The following is a 24,606-nucleotide window of genomic DNA, read 5'->3' as shown; positions in this document are numbered from 1 at the left end:
TGTTTAAAATGTATGTATTGTGATCGATTTAACAAAAATATTTATTGACTTTTACATAAACTCATCAAAAAGCTAGCCTATCGGCTAGCTACTTCTGTACCTAACAACCATACGGCAGTCGCATACATTCGGCTTTTGTTATAAGTCGTAATTACTTGAAAGTTCGGATAGGTTAAATAGTAAATTGGAGCGTTATAGTCTTGTAATTGAATAACATTTACCATATCTAAGTCATCAATTTTGACTAACGGATTTAAAGGGGAAATCCCTTGATTTTTTAGTGCACCATACGGAGTGGGCTGGGTCAAATCTTTAGCAATGATACTTTCCGGATTTGAACCTGTGTAACGAGCCATAAAACCAATAGGTTGATCGCGTTGCCAGCCTTGTTTTGCTAAGTAATTTGCGATTGAACCAATCGCATCTTCTGCAGAGTTTCGTAGGTCGATATGACCATTACCATCAAAGTCGACCCCGTACTTACTAATGTTGCTTGGCATAAACTGCGGGAAGCCAATGGCACCAGCATAAGAACCTACAATACTATTGGTTGGATAACCTTCTTTGTAAGTCCATGCAATGAGAGCAGCTAACTCATCGCCAAAATATTCAGCACGGCGTGGGTAGCCAAAAGCTAACGTTGCAAGTGCATCACGAGTAATAAACGAACCTTTATTGGCTCCATAACCTGTTTCAACACCTAAAATGCCTAGAATAACCGCTTGAGAGACACCAAATTGTTGTTCAGCACGATTGAGAGCATCGGCATATTGGTTTTTAAAGCGGACACCACGTTGAATAGTACCTTCGACTAAAAACATAGAGCGATAGTCGTACCAAGGCTTACTTTCACCAGGGCGAGTCATAATATTTATAATGTTTGGTAAATTTTTTGCACCATTCATAGCGGCGTCAACCTGTTCACCGCTTAAGCCATAAGTGCTCATGGCTTTTTGTTTAAAATTTAAATAGTTAGGATGAGTTACAAAATCATTGGCCTGAGCAAAATGACTTGTGCTAATAAGGCCAGTACACAAGGCGAGCACTTTTAAAGTTTTATTAACAAATTGAGACAACATATCTTTTTTAAATTCCAAATTATCGATGTGTATGAATAGACATGACTAAACCAAAAGTGGCCATTAAAGTAATAATAGCGGTACCGCCATAACTCATAAAAGGTAAGGGAACACCCACTACAGGTAAAATACCACTGACCATTCCTGCGTTTACAAATACATAAACAAAAAAAGACAAACCAAACGCGCCAGCCACTAATCGGCCATAATTATGAAAGCTTTGTAAACCGATTTGAAATGTTCTAAAAATAATGGCCGAATAAAGAATTACTAATATAAGTACACCAATTAAACCGAATTCTTCTGAGTAAGCAGCAATAATAAAGTCAGTATGGCCTTCTGGTAAGAAGTGTAAATGTGATTGAGTACCTTCGAGGAAACCTTTACCTGAGAACCCACCAGAACCGATTGCTGTTTTGGACTGAATAATGTTCCAGCCTGTTCCTAAAGCATCCGCTTCTGGGTCAAGCAACGTTAATACTCGTTGACGTTGATAGTCGTGTAAAAGGAATTCCCATGCAATTGGAATCACAATAGCTGCACAAGCTGCTGCTGCACCGATCATGCGCCAAGATAGCCCACTCAAGAATAGTACAAAAATACCACTTGCTAATACTAATAGTGATGTTCCTAGGTCAGGCTGTTCTGCAATAAGTAAAAATGGAACACCAATTAACATTAAAGACAAAATAACCTGCGAGAAGCTAGGAGGAAGAGGTTTGCGAGCTAAAAACCATGCAACCATCATTGGCATGCCAATTTTCATAAATTCGCTGGGTTGAACACTCCCGAACCCCGGAATATCGATCCAGCGCTGCGCACCCATGCGAACTTCACCAAAAACCATAACGCCAATTAAGGAAAACAGGCCAAATAAATAAAAATAAGGTGAAAAAGCTTGATAAACCTTGGGTGGAATTTGCGCTAGGCTAATCATGACCAGAAAGCCGATACCAAAGCTCATGGCCTGTTTACTGACGAGTCCCACATCTTGTGCAGATGCACTATAAAGTACCGTTAAACCTAACAATGCATTTAGGAATAAAAATAGGCATAACCAAGGGTCAATATGAAGCTGCTGCCAGCGCGAAGGTTGCATGGCAGTACTAAGGCCATCTCGAGGAGCTTGGCGTAAAAATTTATATTGTGGACTAGGAGACATGCGGCTTTAACTAAAGGTCAATCAGTGCTTGGCGCATGCTAACATAAACCTGATTTATGACAATGTATATCAATATTTTGCAATAAAAAAACCTGGCTCTCACCAGGTTTCCGATAGACTATTTTTTATTAGTTAAAGAATAGTCCATCATGATATTCAGCCATCGCTTTTAGTTCAGTGCGATTTAAACTTGGAATGAGTTTGTCGATCGCAATATGAACTGCTTTAGTTACAGCAGCAGCGCCAATATCGGCTGCTTTACGCTTAATCATGCCTAAATCTAATGTTTTATTAAAGTCAGACATAAAATGTCTCACCATAGCATCACCGAACTGTTTATATAGTTCTGCTAATGCTGCTTTATTAATGTCATTACCCGCTTGAAGCTCGGCAAAATTATGCTTCAAGTTGGTGACTAGGCCAGCATCTAAAGCTACGCCAACTTTATATTGGCCCTGCGGATCTTTAAATAAGCTTTTCTCTGAAAACTCAACTGACTGTTTAACCACATCGTTTGGCGCTTTGCTGAGTAATTGCTTTAAAAGCACGGCAACTGTTGATTTGACATAACCAGCTAGTTTTTCGGCAGTATCTCTTTTTTCACTCGCTGGGAAATGTTGTACTAACTGGGTAAGTACATTTTCAATAATTTCTTCATTGAGTTGTAAAGCGATTTTGTCTCGAAGTGGATATAACGGTTCACTAGAATTTTTATTCGCAATTCCAGTCTGTATATCGTTCAATAAGCCTTCAGAAGGGGTAAAACCAAAAAACGGCATGGTGTATCCTCAAATTATTCGTTTTATTGTCGTGCCAATCGAATCGGTTTTGGCATCCATGTAAGATCCGATACTCGGCAAGGATTGATATCAAGTCCACCGCGGCGAGTATAAGTTGCATAAACCATCAGCTTTTCAGGTTGCAAATTTTGCCAAATATCGGCAAAGATTTGTTCGACACATTGTTCGTGGAAACCGTTATGCTGACGGTACGAAATAATATAGGCTAAAAGACTACGATAACAAGGTTTTTTGCCCTTAAAACGAATAAAAACTGTCCCCCAATCCGGTTGACCCGTGACTGGGCAGTTACTTCTCAAAAGATGAGAATACAGTTCAACTTCGATTTCTTCACCTGACTCATCAAGTTTTAAGAGAGTAGCATCAGGGTGTCGTTCTAAACGCTCTGGCATAAGATCATCAATACAGATCCCTTGAGGTTTAGAAATCTCTAAATCATCTACTTGAAATAGGGTTAATTCAACTTTTGCACCTGCCGCAGCAGATAGATCTTTTTCAACTGTTTCAATGAATGACTGTGTAGAGTCAAACTGAGTGAAGTTAAGACTATTGAAATAAAGTTTTAATGACTTTGATTCAATTAAATTCGGTGAAGAAGCTGGCAGTGTAATTCTGCCAATAGCAACCTGTGGAATACCGTGAGCATTCAACCAAGAAATTTCGAAAACGTGCCACCAATCTTTACCTTGGGTTATACCTTCGATATGAGCATATTTTTCACGAGATTGAGCACGTGCAATTGGAAATAACACATCGGGTTGATAGCTAGTTGGATATTGGGTTTCTTTACCCAATAAAGACTGTTCGACACTCATTCACGCATTCCTGAACCACGAGCAAGTAAATAATAAGCAATTCCGTAAAGTACAGCACAGCATAATGTCACAATGATTAAAGAGAACGAAACGTTCACGTCACTATGACCTAAAATGCCGAAACGGAAAGCATTTACCATATAAACAATAGGATTAATTAAAGAAAGTTTTTGCCAAAAAGGACCAAGTGCACTAATGGCATAAAACACACCACCTAAATAGGTAAGTGGAGTAAGTACAAATGTTGGAATAATAGAAATATCATCAAATGATTTTGCGTAGACTGCATTAATAAAACCGCCTAAAGAAAATAAAACGGATGTAATTAATACTGTATATATAGTTACGAACCAGTTATGGATAAAAAGATCAGTAAAAAACATACTCATCGCGGTAACGATTGCACCAACCAAGACACCTCGACAAATACCACCAATAACATAGCCCCACAAAATAATATGCAGAGGTACAGGGCTCATAATCAGCTCTTCAATGCTTTTTTGAAATTTCACACTAAAGAAACTCGATGATACATTGGCATAACTGTTGGTAATGACAGCCATCATGATGAGGCCAGGTACAATAAATTGCATGTAACTTACGCCACCCATTTCACCAATACGTGAGCCAACTAAATTACCGAAAATGACAAAGTACAAACTCATGGTAATTGCAGGTGGTAATAAGGTTTGTGGCCAAATGCGTAGAAATCGGCGTACTTCTTTACGAACTAGAGTCCAGAGGGCAATTTGCAGTTGGTTAAAGTTCATTTTGCCGCTCCTTCAAGATTTTTCTCGACCATTTTGACAAATAGCTCTTCAAGACGATTCGATTTATTTCGCATGCTGCGAACACGAATACCTTGTGACTCTAAAAGTTGGAATAAATCATTTAATGTATGTGCTTTATCCATTGTTACTTCTAAAGTACTACTATCAATTAAGTTGAACTTCACACCAATAATATTGAGCTGGAGTGGGGCAATAGGTTCAGCCAAATCAAAAATAAAAGACTCTTCACTCAGCTGGTTTAAGAAACTTTTCATGCTGGTATCTTCTTTAATGACACCACGGTCAATGATGGCAATTTGACGACACAACATTTCTGCTTCTTCGAGATAATGTGTCGTTAAAATAATAGAAGTACCGTTTTCGTTCATTTCAGTCAGAAAATCCCACATAGAACGGCGTAACTCAATATCTACACCCGCAGTAGGCTCATCTAAAATAAGAAGTTTAGGCTCATGCATCATGGCACGGGCAATCATAAGACGGCGTTTCATACCACCCGACAGCATGCGTGCTTGTATATTACGTTTTTCCCATAGGCCCAGTTTTTCTAAATAATGTTCTGCGCGCTTTTCTGCAATCTTTCTATGGATACCGTAATAACCAGCTTGCGTTACTAAAATATCAAATGCTTTTTCAAACTGCCCAAAGTTAAATTCCTGAGGGACAACGCCAAGCTGCTGTTTTGCCAAGGATGGATGAGTATCGAGATTATGTCCGAAAATCTCAACTGTTCCTGAGGTCTTTTTCGTGAGGGAGCTGATAATACCAATGGTTGTTGATTTGCCGGCGCCATTTGGACCTAACAACGCATAAAATTCACCTTCAGGCACAGTGAGGTTAATACCTTTTAACGCCTGAAAACCATTACGATATGTTTTGGACAAATCTCTTAAAACCAAAGCATCAGTCATGAAATTCTCACATTATGAAAGAGGGGTATATTTTGAGCGATAATGATTAATAAACCAAGTAAAATAGTCGGAATTTTATAAAATTGAGATAAATTTATGAAGTTATTATATATAAAATGGTGCGCTCGGCGGGGATCGAACCCACGACCCCAGGCTTCGGAAACCTGTACTCTATCCAACTGAGCTACGAGCGCATGTGTGGGGCACATCATAGGAAAAAAACACTTGCAGGTAAAGCACGAAATACGTACCAAGTGAATTTAATGCTTAATTAAACAGCAGCTTGTTATGTTTTAGTTCTTTTGCTGAATGAGCTGAATTGAATAATTAATAGAGTGAAGCGTATGTGCGAGCTCATGAGGGGGAATCCTTGACTCTTGCAAACTGGTAATCCATTGCATTTGGCACATTTTCAGTTCTTGAAGATTTTTAATTTGTTCTATTTTCTGAATAAGTGGTTTGGCCATAAGTCCACAGTATTGACTCAAGCTTTGCTTCATTAATTGTTGTATTTCTTCAAAAGTAAGTTGTTTAAATGGAACTACGGGTTGGATATTTTCAATATTTGAAGAATGGCATGATGATTCTAGAGAAACTTTAATTTCTCCAGTCAAATCGGCATTTTCATTTTCATCTATAGTGCTTTTTTGTTGCACTTTTACTTCTAAACTCGTGGTAGGTGATTCTGAGAGAGGTATTTGTTCAGTAAATTCTGAATCGTTTTCGCTAATAGGGGCAATAAGCTTTAAGTCAATAAGTTGTTGAATGAGTTCTGGTGGAGCAATGCGTTTTTTAAACTCGGTATTGAGAGTTTGAAAATCTTCATGATCAATTAATAGAAGTAAACGTCTTTGTTTGGGATTTAAAGCAATATTACGTTGTTGAAGCGCGACTCTTCCCAAATTGGTTCGATAAAAACCAGCCATCATTATTCCCCAATATAAAAATGAAGCAGCCTGTTTGATTTTTTCTATCAAACAGTACTGTTCTTAATAAAATATAAATGGGGCTAACGATAAAACTCAAAAATGACAATATGATGAAGAATTTATGAATATCATCTATTTAGGCCGTTAAAATGCACTTTCTAATGCCTTACGTAGATAGACATCCAGCTCGTCTTGGCGCAATAGCCATTGAATATAGTCTTTAGGGAGTTCAGCAATAGCTGTACCTTTATGCTTGCCAAAGTTAATTGTTGTGGGAATACGTGCTTCTTCAGAAACACGGTACAACTCTTCAATGTCATGAATATTTAAATGATAGACAATATGCATCAAGATATTGGCAGTTAAAATAATATCCGCATCGGCACGGTGCGCGCCTTTGAGTAATTCACGAGCTTTACTGCTGCCTTGAGAAATCATATAGATCAGTGCTGAGATATTATGCGCTTCTGCATCAGGCCAAGTTTTGCGCGCTAAAGCTAGAGTACAAATCGGTTTGATATTCGATACATCCACACCACAACGAGCAATCGCGGCAATATCGTAATCAATATTGTGACCAATAATATAAGTTGTAGTCTCTGGCAATTTAAAAGTTTTATAGTGGGGCTGGTTTTCTAAATCTGACTCTAATATATGGTGAACTGCCATAGCCGCGTAAGAAATAGGGGTACCGACTTGATAGAGCTGATCGAACAATTTGCTTTTATCTAAGGTGAGCTTGCCTTCATTAATTTCAATCGGGGCATACGCAATTTCAATAGGCAAACCATTTAGTGTATGTGTTTCTGTATCTAAAATAATGGTTTGCATAACTGGCCCTTTAATCAATCACGAGTAATCAAGAATGTTAACAGTTGGCTACCCACTTTAAAACATGAAGTGAGGGCTGAGAGTAGCGAGAACGTTAATTTATATTAAAAATAAAGTTTTCAGAGATTAATTTCATCCAATAGAACTTGCGGAAAATAAAGATTAGGCGTAAATATTTTTAAGACATTAGGAAATGTTGATTAAAAAACTAAAGCAAAACAAAAATGGAATTTAAGGGAAGATATACCAATGAAAATGAACCTATTAATGACGAGCGTTCTTAGCACGAGTTTATTTTTAGTCGCTTGTGGAGGAGGGAGTAGTGATGATGGCCCAGCTCCTACTAATCCATCTGGGACTCCAACCAATAATATTCAAAATCCAGTCGTTAAGGTCGAGGCTTACACAAGCACCAACTTAGGATCAGTTGCCGCAGAAAGTAGTATTTTGACTTATAAAATGTTGGGTCAAAGTGGTCAAGAAGTGCAGGCAACCAGTTTGGTATTTACACCAAACACTCCACCACCAGTAGGCGGTTGGCCCATTGTAGTCTGGGCGCATGGTACTACGGGTGTGGCAGATGCTTGCGCACCAAGTAAAGCAGCTTTAGCAGATAGTACAAAAGATTTAATTAGTAAATTATTAGCAGCGGGTTATGTTGTGGTCGCACCTGACTATGAAGGTTTAGGTACACCAGGCATACATCCTTTTTTAAATGTTAAAAGTGAGGCTTTTTCAATTACAGATGCGGTGGTTGCAACACGCAATTATTTATTACAGCGTAACTTATTAACTTCAAAAAAATGGTTAACAATAGGACATTCGCAAGGGGGGCATGCTGCATTAGGTGCTGCACAATATGCGAGCCGTGCACAACTAGACTATAAAGGTACAGTAGCGGTAGCACCTGCTTCTAATTTAGGCTTTATTCTAGTGGCTGGAGAGCAATCTGTTGCTAATGCTACTCTAGATAAAAAGATATCAATGTATGCTCAACTTGATACTTATACGGCTTTAGTTACTGCGGGAATTCGTAACACTCAACCTGCCTTTAATTATTCACAAGTCTTTACTTCGCAAGTGTCAAGTATTGCCGCACAAGCAGAAACGATTTGTTCTGGACCATTGGGCCAAGCCTTTGGGGCAGGTATGACTAAGTATGCTACAGATCATAATGGAACACTGGACGGGTATACACGTACACAACCTAACTTTATGGCTGTGCAGCTAGTTAAAACATTTTTAGATAAAGATTCGCAGCCCTTACAAGTAAAAGTCACGACACCGATTATTATTTATCAGGGGGTAGCTGATACAACTGTTCCAAAAGTAGCTACTGATATTTTGATATCTAATGCCACTGTCGTAGGTACTAGAATTAATAGTTATGTGACGGGTAACTGGGATCATGGTACGGCGATGAGTAGTAATGTAGATAATATTGTTGGAAATGTTCAGTCTTTACTGGCAGCTCAGTAGAGTTATTGATATTTAAAGACTTTTTAATATTTTTATAAGCTAAAATTAACGATGGATAAATTTAAAATATAAGCTTTAAACGAGCTTTTTAATTGATTTATAAACAATGGCTCATTTTTTATAAAACTTGAGCCATTTTTATTTAAAACTGAGCTAACTTCATTCTGTTTAATTATAAAGTTCATGCTACAATATGCCGCAATCTTAGCACGGCTTAAAAGCCCTAATTTATAGGACCCCCGCTAATGTTTGCCAATATTTCCATTTCTGAATTTGATCCAGAATTAGCTCAAGCAATTGCTTCTGAAGATGAGCGTCAAGAAGCACATATCGAGTTAATTGCATCTGAAAACTATTGCTCTCCTGCGGTAATGGAAGCGCAAGGATCAAAACTTACGAACAAATACGCAGAAGGTTATCCTGGCAAACGCTATTATGGCGGTTGCGAATTTGTAGATGTTATTGAGCAAATGGCGATTGACCGTGCTAAAGAACTTTTTGGTGCAGATTACGCAAACGTTCAACCACACGCTGGCTCACAAGCTAACTCTGCTGTTTATTTAGCACTTCTTAACCCAGGCGATACAGTTTTAGGTATGAGCTTGGCTCACGGTGGTCACTTGACTCACGGTGCAAAAGTTAGCTTCTCTGGTAAAACGTATAACGCTGTTCAGTATGGTCTAAATGCTGAAACTGGTGAGATTGATTACGAAGAAGTTGAACGTTTAGCGTTAGAACACAAGCCACGTATGATCGTTGCTGGTTTCTCTGCTTATAGCCGTGTTGTAGATTGGCAACGTTTCCGTGACATCGCGGACAAAGTTGGTGCTTACCTTTTTGTTGATATGGCTCACGTTGCTGGTCTTGTTGCTGCTGGTGTATATCCAAACCCAGTTCAAATTGCTGACGTAACAACAACGACGACTCACAAAACACTTCGTGGTCCACGTTCTGGTTTAATCCTTGCGAAAGCGAATGAAGAAATCGAGAAAAAACTTCAATCAGCTGTATTCCCTGGTAACCAAGGTGGTCCATTAATGCATGCGATTGCTGCTAAAGCAATCTGCTTCAAAGAAGCAATGTCTGACGACTTTAAAGCTTACCAACAACAAGTTGTGAAAAATGCTCAAGCAATGGCTGAAGTATTCATCGCTCGTGGTTATGATGTTGTTTCTGGTGGTACAGACAACCACTTATTCTTGTTATCTTTAATCAAACAAGACGTAACTGGTAAAGATGCAGACGCTTGGTTAGGTGCTGCTCACATTACTGTGAACAAAAATTCAGTTCCAAATGACCCACGTTCTCCATTTGTGACTTCTGGTATCCGTATCGGTACTCCGGCAGTAACAACTCGTGGTTTTGGTGAAGCTGAAGTTCGTGAACTTGCTGGTTGGATCGCTGACGTGATTGACAGCAAAGGTGACGAAAAAGTTATTGCTGATGTAAAAGCAAAAGTTGAAGCTGTCTGTGCAAAATTCCCTGTATATGCAAAATAATTTGTGTATATAAAAAAAGCGCCGTAAGGCGCTTTTTTATTAACTACTCCAACCGCCTCCTAAAGCACGGATTAAATTGATGCTTGCAATGATTTGGCTACCTTTCAGCTGAGCTGCTAATTGTTCTTGTTGCAAAATAGTGCGGTCAGAATCAATGACATCAAGATAGCTAATAGCACCTTCTCGATAACGTAAATGAGAAAGTTGATTGGCATGACGAGAAGAGGAGAGTGCTTGGTTTTGAGCCTGAATTTGCTGATCGAGAATTCTTTGATCAGATAAACCATTTTCAACTTCGCGAAATGCATTCAGTACAGTTTGTCTATAGTTGGCGACGCTTTCCTCATAAGCCGCTCTTGCTTGAGCAACGCCTGCTTTACGTTGTCCACCATCAAATAAAGGTAACGACAAAATAGTACCAGCGACAGGCCCTAGTAAAAAAGTCCGACTCGACCATTTACCCAACTCGCTTAAACTTGAAGATTCATAACCTAAAGCTCCTGTAAGACTGAGTTTTGGGAAAAATGCTGCACGAGCAATTCCAATACGCGCATTATCTGCTGCCATTGCACGCTCTGCAGCCGCAATATCGGGTCGTCTTTCAAGTAAAGTTGACGGCAAACCGCCAGGGAGACGGATACTATTTGCAGTTAAAGGTTGAACTGCCAAGTTAAAGTCTGCTGGTGGTTTTCCTAATAAGACTGCAAGCGCATGTTCTGCACTGGCTCTGTTACGAGCAATATTTAGGGCAGTGGTTTGTGCGGTAGCAAGTTCGGTTTGTGCACGAGAAACATCTAATTCACTGACCAGTCCGTTTTTAAAACGAAGCTGCATTAAATCTCGTGTTTCACCTAATAATTTGATTGTACGGTTATAAATTGCCTGTTCGGTATCAAGTTGACGTATCAGAAAATAACCTTGAGCTACATCCGCTTGTAGAGCTAAAAGTGCCGACTGATATAGTGCCTCTTGTTGCTGTAGATCCGCTGTTGCTGCGTTGACACTACTTGCTACACGACCAAATAAATCGAGCTCATATGAAACATTGGCTTGAGCTCGCCATAAAGTTTGAGCCGAAGTATGTGCATTGTCATCTAAACCGAGTGAAGCTGGAGACGGCTTTTGGCGGGTTGGCCCAAATCCGGCATCAATACTTGGTAAGCGTTCAGCTTGAGCTGCCGAACGTAGTGCACGTGAAGCCTGAATATTTGCTGCCACCGCTTTTAGGTTCTGGTTGCCTGCGATAGCTTGCTGTTCAAGTTCATTCAGTTGAGCATCATTGTAAATACGCCACCATTCACCACGAGTTTGCTGATCGGCAGGTTGGGCAATCTTCCAGTTATTATCTTCAAGTTTGGGGTCAGATTCTTTGAATTTGACTGGCACTATAACTTTTGCAGGTTGATATTCTGGGGCCAATGAGCAGCCTGCAAGGAGCAGGCTTCCCATGAGTGAGGACAACAACCAATTTTGTTTTGATGTAATCACCAAATGTCCTCCTTAATGATCTTGTGGGCTAGCTAACGGCGCTTCATGAACTGCCGCAGAATGCAGTTTATGTTTGCTGTTGAGGGTACGAATCAGAACGTAAAAGGCCGGGGTGAGGAATAAACCAAAGAATGTTACACCGATCATACCGAAGAACACTGCAACACCCATCGCATGTCGCATTTCAGAACCTGCGCCAGTTGAAGTAACCAGTGGCACTACACCCATAATAAATGCAATAGAGGTCATTAAAATTGGGCGTAAACGTAGACGACTTGCTTCAACGGCTGCTTTAAAGGCAGTCGCGCCTTGCATTTCAAGTTCCCTCGCAAATTCGACAATCAAGATGGCATTTTTACAGGCTAGCCCGACCAGTACCATTAGACCGATTTGAGTAAAGATATTGTTATCTCCAGCTGTCAACCAGACACCTGTCAGAGCCGCTAAGATTCCCATTGGTACAATTAAGATAACTGCTAATGGTAGGGTTAAGCTTTCATACTGTGCAGCTAAAACCAAGAACACGAGTAATACGCTAATTGGGAATACCCAAAGTCCTGCATTACCAGCCAAGATTTTTTGGTAAGTTAAATCTGTCCATTCAAACTTGATACCACGCGGTAGAGTTTGTGCAGCAATACGTTCAACCGCAGCTTCTGCTTGGCTAGATGAATAACCTGGGGCAGGGCCGCCGTTAATATCTGCTGATGTGTAACCGTTATAACGAACGACCATTTCAGGACCATAAGTTTGAGTTACATTCACCAAAGAAGATAAGGGCACCATTTGTCCGGCACTATTACGGGTTTTAAGCTGCAAAATATCTTCAGGGTTAGCACGGAAAGGTGCATCGGCTTGTGCACGAACCTGATAAACACGTCCAAAGCGGTTAAAGTCGTTAACGTACTGAGAACCTAAATAAATCTGCATAGTGTTGAAAACATCTGTCACAGCAACGCCTTGCTGTTTAGCTTTTACACGGTCCAGATCTACATTGAGTTGAGGCACGTTAATTTGATAACTTGAGAACATTGGACCAAGTTCAGGGGCTGATTGTGCTGCTTTCATAAAGTTTTGTGCAGCATCATTCAAGGCTGAATAGCCTAAGGCACCTCGGTCTTCAAGTTGCAGTTTAAAGCCGCCCATAGTACCTAAGCCCATCACTGGTGGTGGTGGGAAAACCGCGATATAGGCATCTTGAATAGCTGAATATTTCTGGTTGAGCGCACCTGCAATTGCATTTGCAGATAAGTCTTTTGCCTTACGTTCATCAAATGGCTTTAAAGTCACAAAGACAATACCAGCGCTAGAGCTATTGGTGAAACCATTAATTGAGAGGCCAGGGAAGGCAACAGCACTTTCTACACCAGGCTGTTTAAGTGCAGTGTCACTCATTTTACGGATGACTGCTTCGGTACGATCTAATGAAGCGCCGTTTGGTAATTGAGCAAAGCTAATCAAATATTGTTTGTCTTGAGCAGGAACGAAGCCACCCGGAACAATATAAGAAATCCCAACGGTTAAGCCTAACAGTGCTGCATAGACACCCATTGCTGATGCTTTATGGGAGATAACACGACTTACGCCTTTACCATAGTTGTCTGACGCACGTGAAAACACACGGTTAAACAGTGCAAAGAAACGACCGAATACACGATTCATAATACGTGTTAAGGCATCCGGTTTAGCATCATGTCCTTTCAGTAACAGCGCTGCCAAAGCCGGAGATAGGGTAAGCGAGTTAAATGCCGAAATAACCGTTGAAATGGCAATGGTCATGGCAAATTGTTTATAGAATTGCCCTGTTAAGCCTGTCATAAAGGCAAGAGGTACAAATACTGCAACAAGTGTTAAAGCAATGGCAATAATCGGTCCACTGACTTCTCGCATGGCACGGTAAGTCGCCTCTCTTGGGTTTAAGCCTGCTTCAATATTTCTCTCGACATTTTCGACGACCACAATCGCGTCATCGACGACAATCCCGATGGCAAGCACCATCCCGAACAGTGATAGCGCATTGATTGAGTAACCAAAAGCGAGCATGAGCGCGAATGTACCAATAATTGAAACTGGTACGGCAAGCAATGGAATGATTGAGGCACGCCATGTTTGTAAGAATAAAATAACGACTACAACAACCAGTGCAATTGCTTCAAGTAAGGTATGAACGACCGCTTTAATACTGGCACGTACGAATTGAGTCGGGTCGTAAACAATGTCGTATTTAATTGAAGATGGGAAATCTTTTGAAAGCTCCTTCATCGTGCTACGCACTTGATCGGAAACTTGTAAAGCATTCGCACCCGGTGCTTGGAAAATTGGAATCGCGACCGCTTGTTTATTATCAAGCAATGAACGTAAGCCATATTGAGAGGCTGCAAGTTCAACACGAGCAACATCACCCAATCGGGTAACCGCGCCATCTGGTGCAGTTTTTAAAATGATATCTGCGAATTCTTGTTCAGTAGTTAAACGACCTTGAGCATTGACTGAAAGTTGTAAAGGGGAATTACTTGGTGAGGCACCGATTGTACCCGCTGCAACCTGAATATTTTGTTCACGAATTGCATTCACAATTTCGGTCGCGGTGAGGTTACGCTGCGCTACTTTTTGCGGGTCAAGCCATACGCGCATCGCGTAGTCACCAGATCCAAATAAACCGACTTCACCTACACCTTGTAAACGTGCCAAACGGTCTTTTACGTTGAGCACCGCATAGTTACGTAAGTAGGTCATGTCATAGCGATTATCTGGGGAGGTCAGATGTACCACCATAGTTAAAGTAGGTGAGCTTTTTAGTGTGGTTACACCTAAGCGCTGTACATCTTCAGGTAAACGGGGCATGGCCTGAGACACACGGTTTTGAACCAATTGTTGGGCTTTGTCTGGGTCGATACCGAGCTTAAAGTTCACCGTAATGGTTAGGTTACCGTCGCTGTTTGCTTGAGATTGCATATACAGCATGTCTTCGACGCCGTTGATTGACTCTTCGAGCGGAGAAGCAACCGTTTCAGCAATCACTTTTGGGTTTGCACCCGGATATTGGGCACGTACCACCACAGATGGTGGAACAACCTCGGGATATTCAGAAATCGGTAATTGGAATACCGAAAGCAGACCGGCGAGTAAAATCAATACTGATAAAACACCAGCAAAGATCGGCCGATCAATAAAAAATTTAGAAATATTCATATGTGATTAACCTTTTGCCGGAGTTGATGTTTTATCTGTTGGCTGAGGTTGAGGAGGAGTAGCGTTAGCAATGATTTGTGAATTTGGCATAGGAACGAGATGCGGTGTAACAGGGTCACCCGGACGAATTCGCTGTAAACCATTCACTACAATACGATCACCCGCTTGTAATCCGCTATTTACGATTTGCAAGCCATCTTGTTGGGCACCGAGTTTTACTTCGCGGTAAGCAGTTTGATTTTTCGCATCCACTACTACGACAAAACGTTTATCTTGGTCGACACCAACCGCGGTTGGACTAATCAGAATCGCTGGGCGAGGTTGGCCTCCACCTAAACGAATTCGTGCATATAGGCCCGGTAATAAAACACCGTTTGGATTGTCAAAAGTTGCGCGAACACGAATCGTACCTGAGGTTGTATTCAGGTTGTTATCGATTGAGTTAATCGTACCTTCGCGAGTAAACCCTGTTTCATTGGCAAGTCCCATATAGGCGGGTACTTGTGAAGAATTGCGCTGATTACTGATATATTTCAGGTAAGTTTGTTCATCAACATCGAAAGATGCGTATAGGCGTGATACAGACACTAAACTTGTTAAAACCTGTGCGCCATTACCTGCAGAAACCACATTACCAACGGTGACTTCGGCACGGGAAATTCGGCCACTGACTGGTGCAGTAATACGGGTGTATTCCAGATTTAAACGTGCAGATTGGACAGCAGCTCTAGCGGCTTGTAGGTTAGCATTGGCTGAACGTGCATCATTTTCGGCTAAATCCAGTTCTTGGCGAGAAACAGCATTACTCTGAATGAGACGTTGAATACGCGAAAGATTGCTGGCGGTATATGTTACCTGTGCTTCAGCTGAAGCAAGCTGGGCTTTTGCACGGTTCAGTTCTGCTTCAAAAGGACGAGGGTCGATTGTGAAAAGTAAATCACCTTTTTTAACGAGGCTTCCATCCTTGAAATGTACGGCAATAAGCTTTCCTGAAACTTGAGGCCGAATATCAACTTGATCAATTGCTTCTAAACGACCGGAATATTCTTGCCAATCGGTAATGGTTTTGCTTACTACTGGGGCTACATCAACAGTAGCAGCTTGTTGGGCAGCGGTTGGTGCAGCTTTTGCATCGGCATTTTCATGTAACAACATAAAACTGCCACCGGTTGCTAAAATAGCGACAAAGATGGCAGACAGTGCAAACTGTTTGCGGGAAAATGACATGAGGTGCTCCTAGTTATTTGGATACCTGTTTTCAGACTTTTAGTTATGGTCCGTATGGGAGAAACAGGGTTTATGGAATGGACGGAGCATAAAAGTTTGTCAATCACGAATAAATATATTAAATTTGATAACACTATTCGTATTTTTATAACAATTGATGTGTTTGCACTAGAAAATGCATTAATAGGAGTGTGCGTGTGGATCTATTTCATGCCATGAGAGTATTCAACAAAGTTGTTGAAACAAATAGTTTCAGTTTAGCAGCTGATAGTTTGGGTTTACCGCGTGCTTCTGTGACTACAACCATTCAGGCTTTAGAGAAGCATTTACAAGTTCGATTGCTTAATCGGACAACACGAAAAATTAGTCTCACACCGGATGGCGCCGTATATTATGATCGGACAGCCCGTATTTTAGCCGATGTTGCCGATATTGAATCTTCTTTTCATGATGCAGAGCGGGGGCCAAGAGGTCAGCTTCGTATTGATGTGCCTGTATCGATTGGACGTTTAATTTTAATTCCAAGGCTCCGCGATTTTCATGCACGCTATCCTGATATTGATTTAGTGATTGGTCTGAATGACCGACCTGTAGATTTGGTTGGAGAAGCGGTTGATTGTGCAATTCGGGTGGGTGAATTAAAAGATTCAAGCTTAATTGCGCGTCGTATCGGAACTTTCCAGTGTGCAACTGCTGCTTCACCGATTTATTTAGAAAAATATGGCGAACCTACCTCAATTGAAGATTTGCAAAAAAATCATAAAGCGATTCACTTCTTTTCAAGCCGTACCGGACGCAACTTCGATTGGGACTTTGTGGTTGATGATTTAATTAAAAGTGTGTCAGTACGTGGACGTGTTTCGGTAAATGACGGTGATGCTTATATCGACTTGGCTTTGCAAGGTTTTGGTATAATTCAAGGCCCACGTTATATGCTCACCAACCATTTAGAATCAGGTTTATTAAAAGAGGTATTGCCTCAGTGGACGCCAGCGCCGATGCCGATTTCAGCAGTTTATCTTCAAAATCGTCATTTATCGCTTAAAGTAAAAGTGTTTGTAGATTGGGTCGCTGAACTTTTTGCAGGCTGTCCATTACTTGGCGGTACAGCTTTACCTTTCGACCAGAAATGTGAATTTGCCTGTGATAAAGAAACTGGTCATGAATATACAATTCGTACTTTGGTCGAGCAGCATAATATTGCGGAAGCTTATACGCTCAAAACTTAATCTTGAAATTTGATTGATTTTTCAACATTTAATCCGTCAATACAGATCATTGCTTGGACATCTTCATAAATCCTTAACTTATGGTATAGAAATTGCTGTTATTTCAGCAGATGAGTAAGTTCGAAATACTCAAGTTTTTATCACCTTATTTGTGTTTTAAGGAGAAGCTTCAAGATGGCAAGCTTTATGAAAAAAATATTCGTTTCAACAACCTTAGTTCTGGCTGCTGTTGCGACGAATGTCCAAGCAAAGGATTGGAAGGTGATTCGTTTTGGTACTGAGTCGTCTTATGCGCCGTTTGAATATAAAACACCGGATGGCAAGTTAACTGGTTTTGATGTTGATTTAGGTAATGCTATTTGTGCAAAACTCAAAGCTAAATGTGTTTGGGTTGAAAACTCTTTTGACGGGATGATTCCCGCGCTTAAAGCGAAAAAATTTGATGGCATTCTTTCATCAATGACTGTTACTGATGAACGTGCAAAACAAATTTTATTTAGTAGCAAAATCTACAACACACCAACGCGTATGGTTGCAAAAAAAGGTTCACCGTTATTACCAACACCTACTTCATTAAAAGGTAAGCGTGTCGGTGTACAGCAGGGCACAATTCAAGAAACTTACGCTAAAACCTATTGGGCTCCAAAAGGTGTAAGTGTTGTCCCTTATCCAACTCAAGATTTGATTTACCAAGACATGATGTCTGGTCGTTTGGATGCAACTTTACAAGATGCAATCATGGTTGATGGCGCTTTCTTAAAACAACCGAAGGGTAAAAACTTCTCTTTTGCTGGTGGCAATGTGGTTGATGTCAAAACATTGGGTGTAGGTGCGGCTATCGGTTTACGTAAAGAAGATGCAGACTTGAAAGCGAATATTGACAAGGCACTCGCTGCAATCATTGCGGATGGCACATACAAGAAACTCGAGAAAAAATACTTCTCTTTTAGCATTTACTAATGATGTGAAAAATGTCGGCTGAGTGCCGACATTTTTAAATCTATTCTCATCTCATCAATATTAGATATTGTTTTTAAGGAGAAGATGAGTCATGTCTTTTTCTGGCTATGGGCCACTCCTTCTTAGCGGAACATGGATGACCATACAGCTTGCGCTGTTATCACTCTTGCTTTCTGTCATTATTGGCTTAATTGGTGCGAGTTCAAAACTCTCTAATATTAAAGCCTTACGTTATATTGCAACCGCCTATACCACGCTCATCCGTAGTGTGCCTGACTTAGTGATTATGCTGTTGTTATTTTATAGCTTGCAGTTGGGCTTAAACCAAATTACTGAAGCACTGCAAATGGACCAAATTGATATCAACCCATTTGTAGCTGGTGTGATTACTTTAGCGTTCATTTATGGTGCATATTTTACCGAGACCTTTCGTGGTGCATTTCAATCGGTTCCAAGGGGACAAATTGAAGCAGCAATGGCCTATGGGATGACGCCATGGCAGGTTTTTCACCGTGTATTATTCCCTCAAATGATGCGTTTTGCATTGCCCGGTATTGGTAACAACTGGCAAGTTTTGATTAAGGCGACCGCACTGGTTTCCATTATTGGCCTGACTGATATCGTAAAAATTACGCAAGATGCAGGTAGAAGTACCATGCAACTGTTCTTTTTCAGCATCGTCGCTGCCGCTATTTATTTGGCAATTACCACAGTGTCGAACCTGATTTTAATATGGCTTGAACGTCATTATTCTGCTGGTGTGAGGAAGGGACAATTATGATTGAAATCCTTCAACAATATTGGCAGTCATACCTTTGGACCGATGGCCTACAAATTACCGGTGTCGCGATGACTGCTTGGTTATTGGTGCTATCGATTGGTATTGGATTTGTGCTTGCTGTGCCTTTGTCACTTGCGCGAGTATCAGAAAATATCTGGTTGCATGGTCCAGTTTGGTTGTTTACCTATGTTTTTCGTGGCACACCACTGTATATCCAACTACTGATTATTTACTCAGGTATTTACAGCTTTGATTATATCCACGAGCATCAGACACTCGATGCATTCTTTCGAGAGGGCATAAATTGCACCATTTTGGCATTCGCGCTTAATACTGGTGCATATACTACTGAAATCTTCGCTGGAGCAATTCGTTCTATTCCACATGGTGAGATTGAAGCTGCCCAAGCTTTTGGTATGTCAAAATGGAAACTCTACACACGTATTATCATTCCGTCGATGTTACGCCGTGCTTTGCCGTTTTACGGCAATGAAGTCATTTTAATGTTGCATGCCACAACCATTGCATTTACAGCAACAGTTCCCGACATTTTAAAAATTGCGCGTGATGTGAATGCGGCAACCTATGACACTTTCAGTGCTTTTGGAATTGCTGCGGTGTTGTATGCGGTGTTGGCTTTTATTTTGATTTGGATATTCCGTAAGTTGGAAAAACGTTGGTTGGCATTTTTAAAGCCATCGAATCATTAGGAGACATAAATGGAACAGGTTGCAAAACTAGTGATTCGCGATTTACATAAAACATTCGGCGATCATGAGGTACTTAAAGGAATATCACTTGATGCAAATGCCGGTGATGTAATTAGTATTATTGGTTCATCTGGTTCAGGTAAAAGTACCTTGCTGCGTTGTATCAACTTTTTAGAACAACCGAGCAATGGCACGATTAAGCTCAATGGTGAAAAATTACGTACGGTCTTTGATAAAAAAGGCAATTTAAAAGTGGTTGACCCAAAGCAACTACAAAAAATGCGTACCCAGCTGATGATGGTATTTCAGCACTTTAATTTATGGTCTCACATGACAGTACTAGAAAATGTCATTGAAGGACCAATCCATGTACTTGGAGTAAAGCGTTCTGAAGCGGAAGAACGTGCGCGCAAATATCTACGTAAAGTGGGATTACCTGAAAGTGTTGAAAGTAAATATCCGGCATTTTTATCTGGTGGTCAGCAACAACGTGTAGCGATTGCTCGTGCTTTGGCTATGGAACCGGAAGTGATGTTGTTTGACGAACCAACCAGTGCGCTTGACCCAGAGTTGGTAGGTGAAGTACTAAAAGTAATGCAGGGCTTGGCTGAAGAAGGACGTACCATGATTGTGGTGACACATGAAATGGGTTTCGCGCGTCATGTATCTAATCAGGTGATTTTTTTGCATCAAGGGAAAATTGAGGAACAGGGCCATCCTGATGAAGTACTCAATAACCCGAAAAGTGAACGTTTAAAGCAATTTTTGACGGGCAGTTTAAAATAAGCTGCTGATACCGAGTATGATGAAATTTTTTAAAAGGCTTCTCAGCATACTCGGTTGCTTTTTATTATATTTTATAGATGGGTGTTTTTAGAAAACACATTAATAATCACAATGCCTGCGATCATTAAAGCTAAACCAATGCAGGCAGCCAAGTCTAAATGCTGTTTGTAAAATATCCAGCCAATTGCAGAAATTAAAATAATACCTGCGCCTGACCAAATGGCATAGGCAATCCCGATCGGAATTGTTTTGAGCGTAAGAGATAATAAATAAAAAGCAACTGCATAACCCACAACCGTAATAATAGACGGAATTGGAACAGTAAAACCTTGAGATGCTTTTAATGCTGAAGTTGCAATAACTTCACAAGCAATCGCAATTGCTAAATAAAGATAAGACATGGGAAGCTGCGCCAGAAAGGGTTTTAATCAATCTACATGAGATGTTGATATAGTTTGACCAGTTTTAACGATTGTTCAATTTTTTTGGTACAAAAGTACCAGTAAATGGAACTAAACTGATAAATTGATTTTATCACTAGCAATATGCTCTAGACCATTTCTTCGTTTATTTAATAGCTGGTCAGCATAGTCATAAAAAGAGGATCAGCGATTTTAACTTGATCCTCTAAATGGTTTTAAGAAGAGAATGAGCCGATTAAACTCAGGCCTTTAAATTTCTCTAATAGCCTTTAAATTTCTCTAATAATTGTTCTTTGTTTTCAATATGCGCAGGGTCTTGTTTAATGCAATCGATTGGACAAACCTCCTTACATGTTGGTGCAGCATAAAAGCCTACGCACTCCGTACAACGAAGCGGATCGATTTCATAAACTTTGCTCCCTTCAAAAATAGCTGTATTGGGGCATTCTGGTAAGCACATATCACAATTGATGCAGTCACTTGTAATTAAAAGTGCCATATTTAACTCGCTGAATAAGCCAATGTAGATGCAGTAATACTTTCTTTTGCATGCGGCAAGTTGCGTATGAGTAGGGCATAACTGATATCAACCTCTTGTGAGAGCGGAATCTCAACAAAATGCCCCGAACCTTTAGCATCTGTAATTGGGTCACCTTTTAAATCGCGCATTTCGGTTAAGTTAAAGGTGATATTGCCTTGAGGCGTCATCAGCTCAAGTGAGTCGCCCACCACAAAACGGTTTTTAACTTCAATCCGAATATAATTACCGTGACGTTCTACAACCTCTCCACAAAATTGTTGGTAGTCGAAATGTGATGATCCATCAGCATAGTTTTGATATTCGCTATGTACATGCCGTCTTAAAAAGCCTTCGGTATAACCGCGATTTGCCAACCCTTCGAGTTGGGTCATTAAGCTTGGGTCAAAAGGTTTACCTGCTAATGCATCATCAATGGCTTTTCGATAAATTTGAGCAGTACGGGCACAGTAAAAATAGGATTTAGTACGGCCTTCAATTTTCAGTGAGGCGATGCCCATTTTTGTTAAACGGTCTACATGTTGTACTGCACGTAAATCTTTGGAGTTCATAAAATAGGTGCCGTGTTCATCTTCTTCGGCAGCAAACATTTCTTCATCATTACGTTGTACGAGTAAAGTTTGAACCGAGGTTGTTTCTGATTGTCCTGATGAGCAGCAAGACTTTTCTGGTGTATTTAGCTGAGTGACTGGAATTACATCGCCGTTTAAATCTTCTTGGGCTTCATGCAGTTTATAGTCCCAACGGCAAGCATTGGTACAAGCACCTTGGTTGGCATCACGCTTGTTCATATATCCAGAAAGTAAACAGCGGCCTGAGTAGGCCATGCATAGAGCGCCATGTACAAAAACTTCGAGTTCAATATCTGGGACGTGTTGCTGGATTTCTTCGATTTCTTCTAATGATAACTCACGAGATAAAATGACACGGCTTAAACCGTAATCTTTCCAAAATTTAACAGTGGCCCAATTAATAGCGTTGGCTTGAACCGACAAATGAATTTGCATATCAGGAAAATGCTCACGCACCATCATAATTAAGCCTGGGTCAGACATAATAAGAGCGTCTGGTTGCATAGCTACAATCGGCTCAAGATCACGAATAAAGTTTTTTAATTTGCTGTTATGGGGCTGAATATTCACCACAACATAAAATTTTTTACCCAAAGCATGCGCTTCATCAATTCCGATTTTTAAATTGTCATGGTCAAAAGCATTATTACGTACACGTAAGCTATAACGTGGTTGTCCTGCATATACGGCATCTGCACCATAGGCAAATGCATAGCGCATGTTTTTAAGTGAACCTGCGGGAGAGAGAAGTTCGGTTTTCATAAAATAAAAGGCATAAAAAATATATGGTTTTATTTTATTAACTCTATATTTTCGATTCAACCTACTGAATTAGTAGGGATTTGATCTATAGCTTTTTGTACAGGTAGCATATTTTTTGCTAACTCTCCTAAACGCATCAAAGCATTTAACATTTTAGGATTTAACTCAAAACAAGCTGCAATACGTAAACAATGACTAAAACGTTTATCAGCCGAGCACAAAATTCCCGGCATACATAAGATTTTTTCATCCATGGCCTGATGAAACAGTTCTAGGGTATCAATTGATTCGGGTAGCTCTAACCATAAAATAAATCCCGCTTGTGGACGACTGACTCGAGTACCGACTGGAAAATAACGACAAATATAAGATTTGATGGTGTCAATTTGTTGTTGATAGCGTTTTTTGAGCTGACGTAAATGTAGATCATATCCGCCATTTTCTAAAAAAAGTCCCAACGTTTCTGTGAGTAAAGCTGGCTCGGCAACAGTGGTTGTAAATTTAAGCTGCTGCACAATATTACGGAAGCGTCCAGCTTCTAGCCAACCAATTCGATAGTCGGGTGCCACAGTTTTGGTGTAGCTGCCACAGACCAAAACCCATCCATTTTGGTCAAATGCCTTAACGTTGGGCAAAAGAGGCTCGGTGAGTTGTAATTCGGCATACATCGCATCTTCAATAACAGGAATTTGGAATTGATTAGCGAGCTCTGCTAAACGATGTCGGTTGTTTTCAGGCATGCTAAAACCAAGAGGATTATGTCCTGTTGGAATAGTTAATATGGCTTGTACGCTTTGAGATTTTAACAGTTCTTCAAGTGCATCTAGGCACATCCCTGTATGCGGCGAAGTAGGCACTTCTACAATTTTTCGTCCTAAATTCTGCAGAAGTGGATATAAGTTATGAAAAGTAGGAGTCTCAAGCGCTATGCTGTCACCTGCTTGGGTGGTTGCCATAATCGCGAGACTTAAGGCCTCCATAGTGCCGTGAGTCAGCACAATGTCATCTGAGGATAGAAACATACCAAGTTGTAAACTACGTCTAGCAATTTGAGTACGTAAACGTATAGAGCCGGGCGGTAAAGTATAGCTTTTAAAAATATCCGGCTGTGTTCGTAAAACCTGAGCAGTTAAACGTTTTAAGCGTTCAATCGGGTAGAAGTTTTCACCAGATGGGCAAGCTAGGGCCAAATTGATATAGTCGGGGTCCATCTGCTTTTTAACAATTTGCGCGAGAAAACAGCTAATTCCTGAAAGGGGCACTTTTTCTTCACTGATATAACGCTCCTCAAGATCTGGCAAGTTTGAAGGTGCATGACAAACATAGTAGCCAGACTGTGGGCGAACTGAAATTAAACCTTGGTCTTCAAGCTTCCGATAAGCTTCTTTTACGGTGTTAATACTAACTTGATAATGTTGGGCACAGTCTCGAATTGATGGCAACCGAGAACCCACAGGTTGCCTGCCATTCTGAATTTGAAGAGTAAGGTCATCACTCACTTTTTTATATTTGTACATATCAATTTATTAAAAAGCAAAAGCAATGGATACACTTTATAGTGATCTCATATTTATCTCAAACATTGTGATTAATTTAGATTAATGCTTTTAGCGGAGATTTAGTTTTAAGAACTGTGTCTGTTA

General features: G+C 40.4%; 23 protein-coding genes and 1 tRNA gene. 7 read left to right on the top strand and 17 right to left on the bottom strand.

All coding sequences use genetic code 11. The features are described from left to right. Positions 1-77: 77 nt before the first annotated feature. From mltB to MKL36_RS09045, 9 genes are all read right to left on the bottom strand, one after another. Complete coding sequence (mltB, locus tag MKL36_RS09085; protein ID WP_021511558.1) at positions 78-1,079, bottom strand: lytic murein transglycosylase B; 1,002 nt, start codon at positions 1,077-1,079, stop codon at positions 78-80. Positions 1,080-1,098: 19 nt separating this feature from the next. Further along, positions 1,099-2,241 carry a rod shape-determining protein RodA gene (gene rodA / locus MKL36_RS09080; RefSeq protein ID WP_000075224.1) on the bottom strand — a complete coding sequence of 381 codons (1,143 nt, stop codon included), beginning with the start codon at positions 2,239-2,241 and terminating at the stop codon, positions 1,099-1,101. 128 nt (positions 2,242-2,369) lie between these two features. Beyond that, positions 2,370-3,020 carry a hypothetical protein gene (locus MKL36_RS09075; RefSeq protein WP_001115740.1) on the bottom strand — a complete coding sequence of 217 codons (651 nt, stop codon included), beginning with the start codon at positions 3,018-3,020 and terminating at the stop codon, positions 2,370-2,372. Positions 3,021-3,043: 23 nt separating this feature from the next. Beyond that, positions 3,044-3,856 (bottom strand): NADPH-dependent 7-cyano-7-deazaguanine reductase QueF, encoded by an 813-nt coding sequence (queF, locus tag MKL36_RS09070; RefSeq protein WP_000110168.1) that lies wholly within the window; start codon positions 3,854-3,856, stop codon positions 3,044-3,046. After that, complete coding sequence (locus tag MKL36_RS09065) at positions 3,853-4,626, bottom strand: ABC transporter permease (RefSeq protein ID WP_001010536.1); 774 nt, start codon at positions 4,624-4,626, stop codon at positions 3,853-3,855. The genes queF and MKL36_RS09065 overlap by 4 nt, the downstream gene beginning before the upstream one ends. Beyond that, the gene (locus MKL36_RS09060; protein ID WP_000128669.1) at positions 4,623-5,558 is read right to left on the bottom strand and encodes an ABC transporter ATP-binding protein; all 936 of its coding nucleotides are present in this window, start codon (positions 5,556-5,558) and stop codon (positions 4,623-4,625) included. Before MKL36_RS09060 ends, MKL36_RS09065 begins: the two co-directional genes overlap by 4 nt. Before the next feature lie 117 nt (positions 5,559-5,675). Next, positions 5,676-5,752: transfer RNA gene (locus MKL36_RS09055), tRNA-Arg, on the bottom strand. A 99-nt stretch (positions 5,753-5,851) separates the two neighbouring features. Beyond that, positions 5,852-6,487: a hypothetical protein gene (locus MKL36_RS09050; protein ID WP_171251867.1), complete on the bottom strand. Its 636-nt coding sequence runs from the start codon at positions 6,485-6,487 to the stop codon at positions 5,852-5,854. Positions 6,488-6,631: 144 nt separating this feature from the next. Then, the gene (locus MKL36_RS09045) at positions 6,632-7,318 is read right to left on the bottom strand and encodes a putative quorum-sensing-regulated virulence factor (protein ID WP_021511560.1); all 687 of its coding nucleotides are present in this window, start codon (positions 7,316-7,318) and stop codon (positions 6,632-6,634) included. 249 nt (positions 7,319-7,567) lie between these two features. Here MKL36_RS09045 and MKL36_RS09040 point away from each other — a divergent pair, with 249 nt between their 5' ends. After that, complete coding sequence (locus tag MKL36_RS09040; protein WP_021511561.1) at positions 7,568-8,797, top strand: alpha/beta hydrolase; 1,230 nt, start codon at positions 7,568-7,570, stop codon at positions 8,795-8,797. 32 nt (positions 8,798-8,829) lie between these two features. On the opposite strand, the gene MKL36_RS09035 is transcribed toward MKL36_RS09040, so the two are convergent. Further along, positions 8,830-8,982, bottom strand: coding sequence for a hypothetical protein (locus MKL36_RS09035; protein ID WP_001985370.1), 153 nt, complete (start codon positions 8,980-8,982; stop codon positions 8,830-8,832). A gap of 60 nt (positions 8,983-9,042) precedes the next feature. On the opposite strand from MKL36_RS09035, the gene glyA reads away from it, so the two are divergent. Next, entirely contained in the window at positions 9,043-10,296 is a 1,254-nt protein-coding gene (gene glyA, locus MKL36_RS09030; protein ID WP_000457893.1) for a serine hydroxymethyltransferase, read from the top strand. 39 nt (positions 10,297-10,335) lie between these two features. Here glyA and adeH read toward each other — a convergent pair whose 3' ends face one another. Genes adeH through adeF form a run of 3 tightly spaced genes read right to left on the bottom strand, consistent with a single transcriptional unit; the run spans position 10,336 to position 16,203 of the window. Continuing rightward, positions 10,336-11,784: a multidrug efflux RND transporter outer membrane subunit AdeH gene (adeH, locus tag MKL36_RS09025; RefSeq protein ID WP_021511562.1), complete on the bottom strand. Its 1,449-nt coding sequence runs from the start codon at positions 11,782-11,784 to the stop codon at positions 10,336-10,338. A gap of 12 nt (positions 11,785-11,796) precedes the next feature. After that, positions 11,797-14,976 carry a multidrug efflux RND transporter permease subunit AdeG gene (gene adeG, locus MKL36_RS09020; RefSeq protein WP_021511563.1) on the bottom strand — a complete coding sequence of 1,060 codons (3,180 nt, stop codon included), beginning with the start codon at positions 14,974-14,976 and terminating at the stop codon, positions 11,797-11,799. Between the two features lie 6 nt (positions 14,977-14,982). Next, positions 14,983-16,203: a multidrug efflux RND transporter periplasmic adaptor subunit AdeF gene (gene adeF, locus MKL36_RS09015; RefSeq protein ID WP_021511564.1), complete on the bottom strand. Its 1,221-nt coding sequence runs from the start codon at positions 16,201-16,203 to the stop codon at positions 14,983-14,985. A gap of 197 nt (positions 16,204-16,400) precedes the next feature. Here adeF and adeL point away from each other — a divergent pair, with 197 nt between their 5' ends. The 5 genes from adeL to MKL36_RS08990 all read left to right on the top strand — a co-directional run bounded on the left by adeL (position 16,401) and on the right by MKL36_RS08990 (position 20,669). Further along, positions 16,401-17,432 carry a multidrug efflux transcriptional repressor AdeL gene (gene adeL / locus MKL36_RS09010; RefSeq protein WP_002000718.1) on the top strand — a complete coding sequence of 344 codons (1,032 nt, stop codon included), beginning with the start codon at positions 16,401-16,403 and terminating at the stop codon, positions 17,430-17,432. A 174-nt stretch (positions 17,433-17,606) separates the two neighbouring features. Beyond that, positions 17,607-18,392, top strand: a complete 786-nt coding sequence (locus MKL36_RS09005) for an ABC transporter substrate-binding protein (RefSeq protein WP_000135840.1) — start codon at positions 17,607-17,609, stop codon at positions 18,390-18,392. Positions 18,393-18,483: 91 nt separating this feature from the next. Then, positions 18,484-19,173, top strand: a complete 690-nt coding sequence (locus MKL36_RS09000; RefSeq protein ID WP_000010368.1) for an ABC transporter permease — start codon at positions 18,484-18,486, stop codon at positions 19,171-19,173. Further along, complete coding sequence (locus MKL36_RS08995; RefSeq protein WP_000569987.1) at positions 19,170-19,883, top strand: ABC transporter permease; 714 nt, start codon at positions 19,170-19,172, stop codon at positions 19,881-19,883. The genes MKL36_RS09000 and MKL36_RS08995 overlap by 4 nt, the downstream gene beginning before the upstream one ends. Before the next feature lie 9 nt (positions 19,884-19,892). After that, positions 19,893-20,669, top strand: coding sequence for an ABC transporter ATP-binding protein (locus MKL36_RS08990; protein WP_000438611.1), 777 nt, complete (start codon positions 19,893-19,895; stop codon positions 20,667-20,669). 71 nt (positions 20,670-20,740) lie between these two features. Here the strand turns inward: MKL36_RS08990 and abeS are convergent, their stop codons facing one another. The 4 genes from abeS to MKL36_RS08970 form a co-directional block, all read right to left on the bottom strand. After that, positions 20,741-21,070, bottom strand: coding sequence for a multidrug efflux SMR transporter AbeS (gene abeS / locus MKL36_RS08985; RefSeq protein WP_000121131.1), 330 nt, complete (start codon positions 21,068-21,070; stop codon positions 20,741-20,743). 280 nt (positions 21,071-21,350) lie between these two features. After that, complete coding sequence (locus tag MKL36_RS08980; protein WP_031223076.1) at positions 21,351-21,590, bottom strand: YfhL family 4Fe-4S dicluster ferredoxin; 240 nt, start codon at positions 21,588-21,590, stop codon at positions 21,351-21,353. A gap of 2 nt (positions 21,591-21,592) precedes the next feature. Next, complete coding sequence (gene trhP, locus MKL36_RS08975; RefSeq protein WP_021511566.1) at positions 21,593-22,963, bottom strand: prephenate-dependent tRNA uridine(34) hydroxylase TrhP; 1,371 nt, start codon at positions 22,961-22,963, stop codon at positions 21,593-21,595. A gap of 56 nt (positions 22,964-23,019) precedes the next feature. Continuing rightward, on the bottom strand, positions 23,020-24,486 hold the full coding sequence (locus tag MKL36_RS08970; protein WP_086374166.1) for an aminotransferase-like domain-containing protein: 1,467 nt from the start codon (positions 24,484-24,486) through the stop codon (positions 23,020-23,022). Between the last annotated feature and the right edge of the window lie 120 nt (positions 24,487-24,606).

It is taken from the genome of Acinetobacter sp. AOR12_HL (assembly GCF_027855275.1).
Taxonomy (GTDB): Bacteria; Pseudomonadota; Gammaproteobacteria; order Pseudomonadales; family Moraxellaceae; genus Acinetobacter; species Acinetobacter baumannii.
The sequence above is the reverse complement of the archived record's forward strand: the minus strand, read 5'-3'. Positions and strand labels throughout refer to the sequence as shown.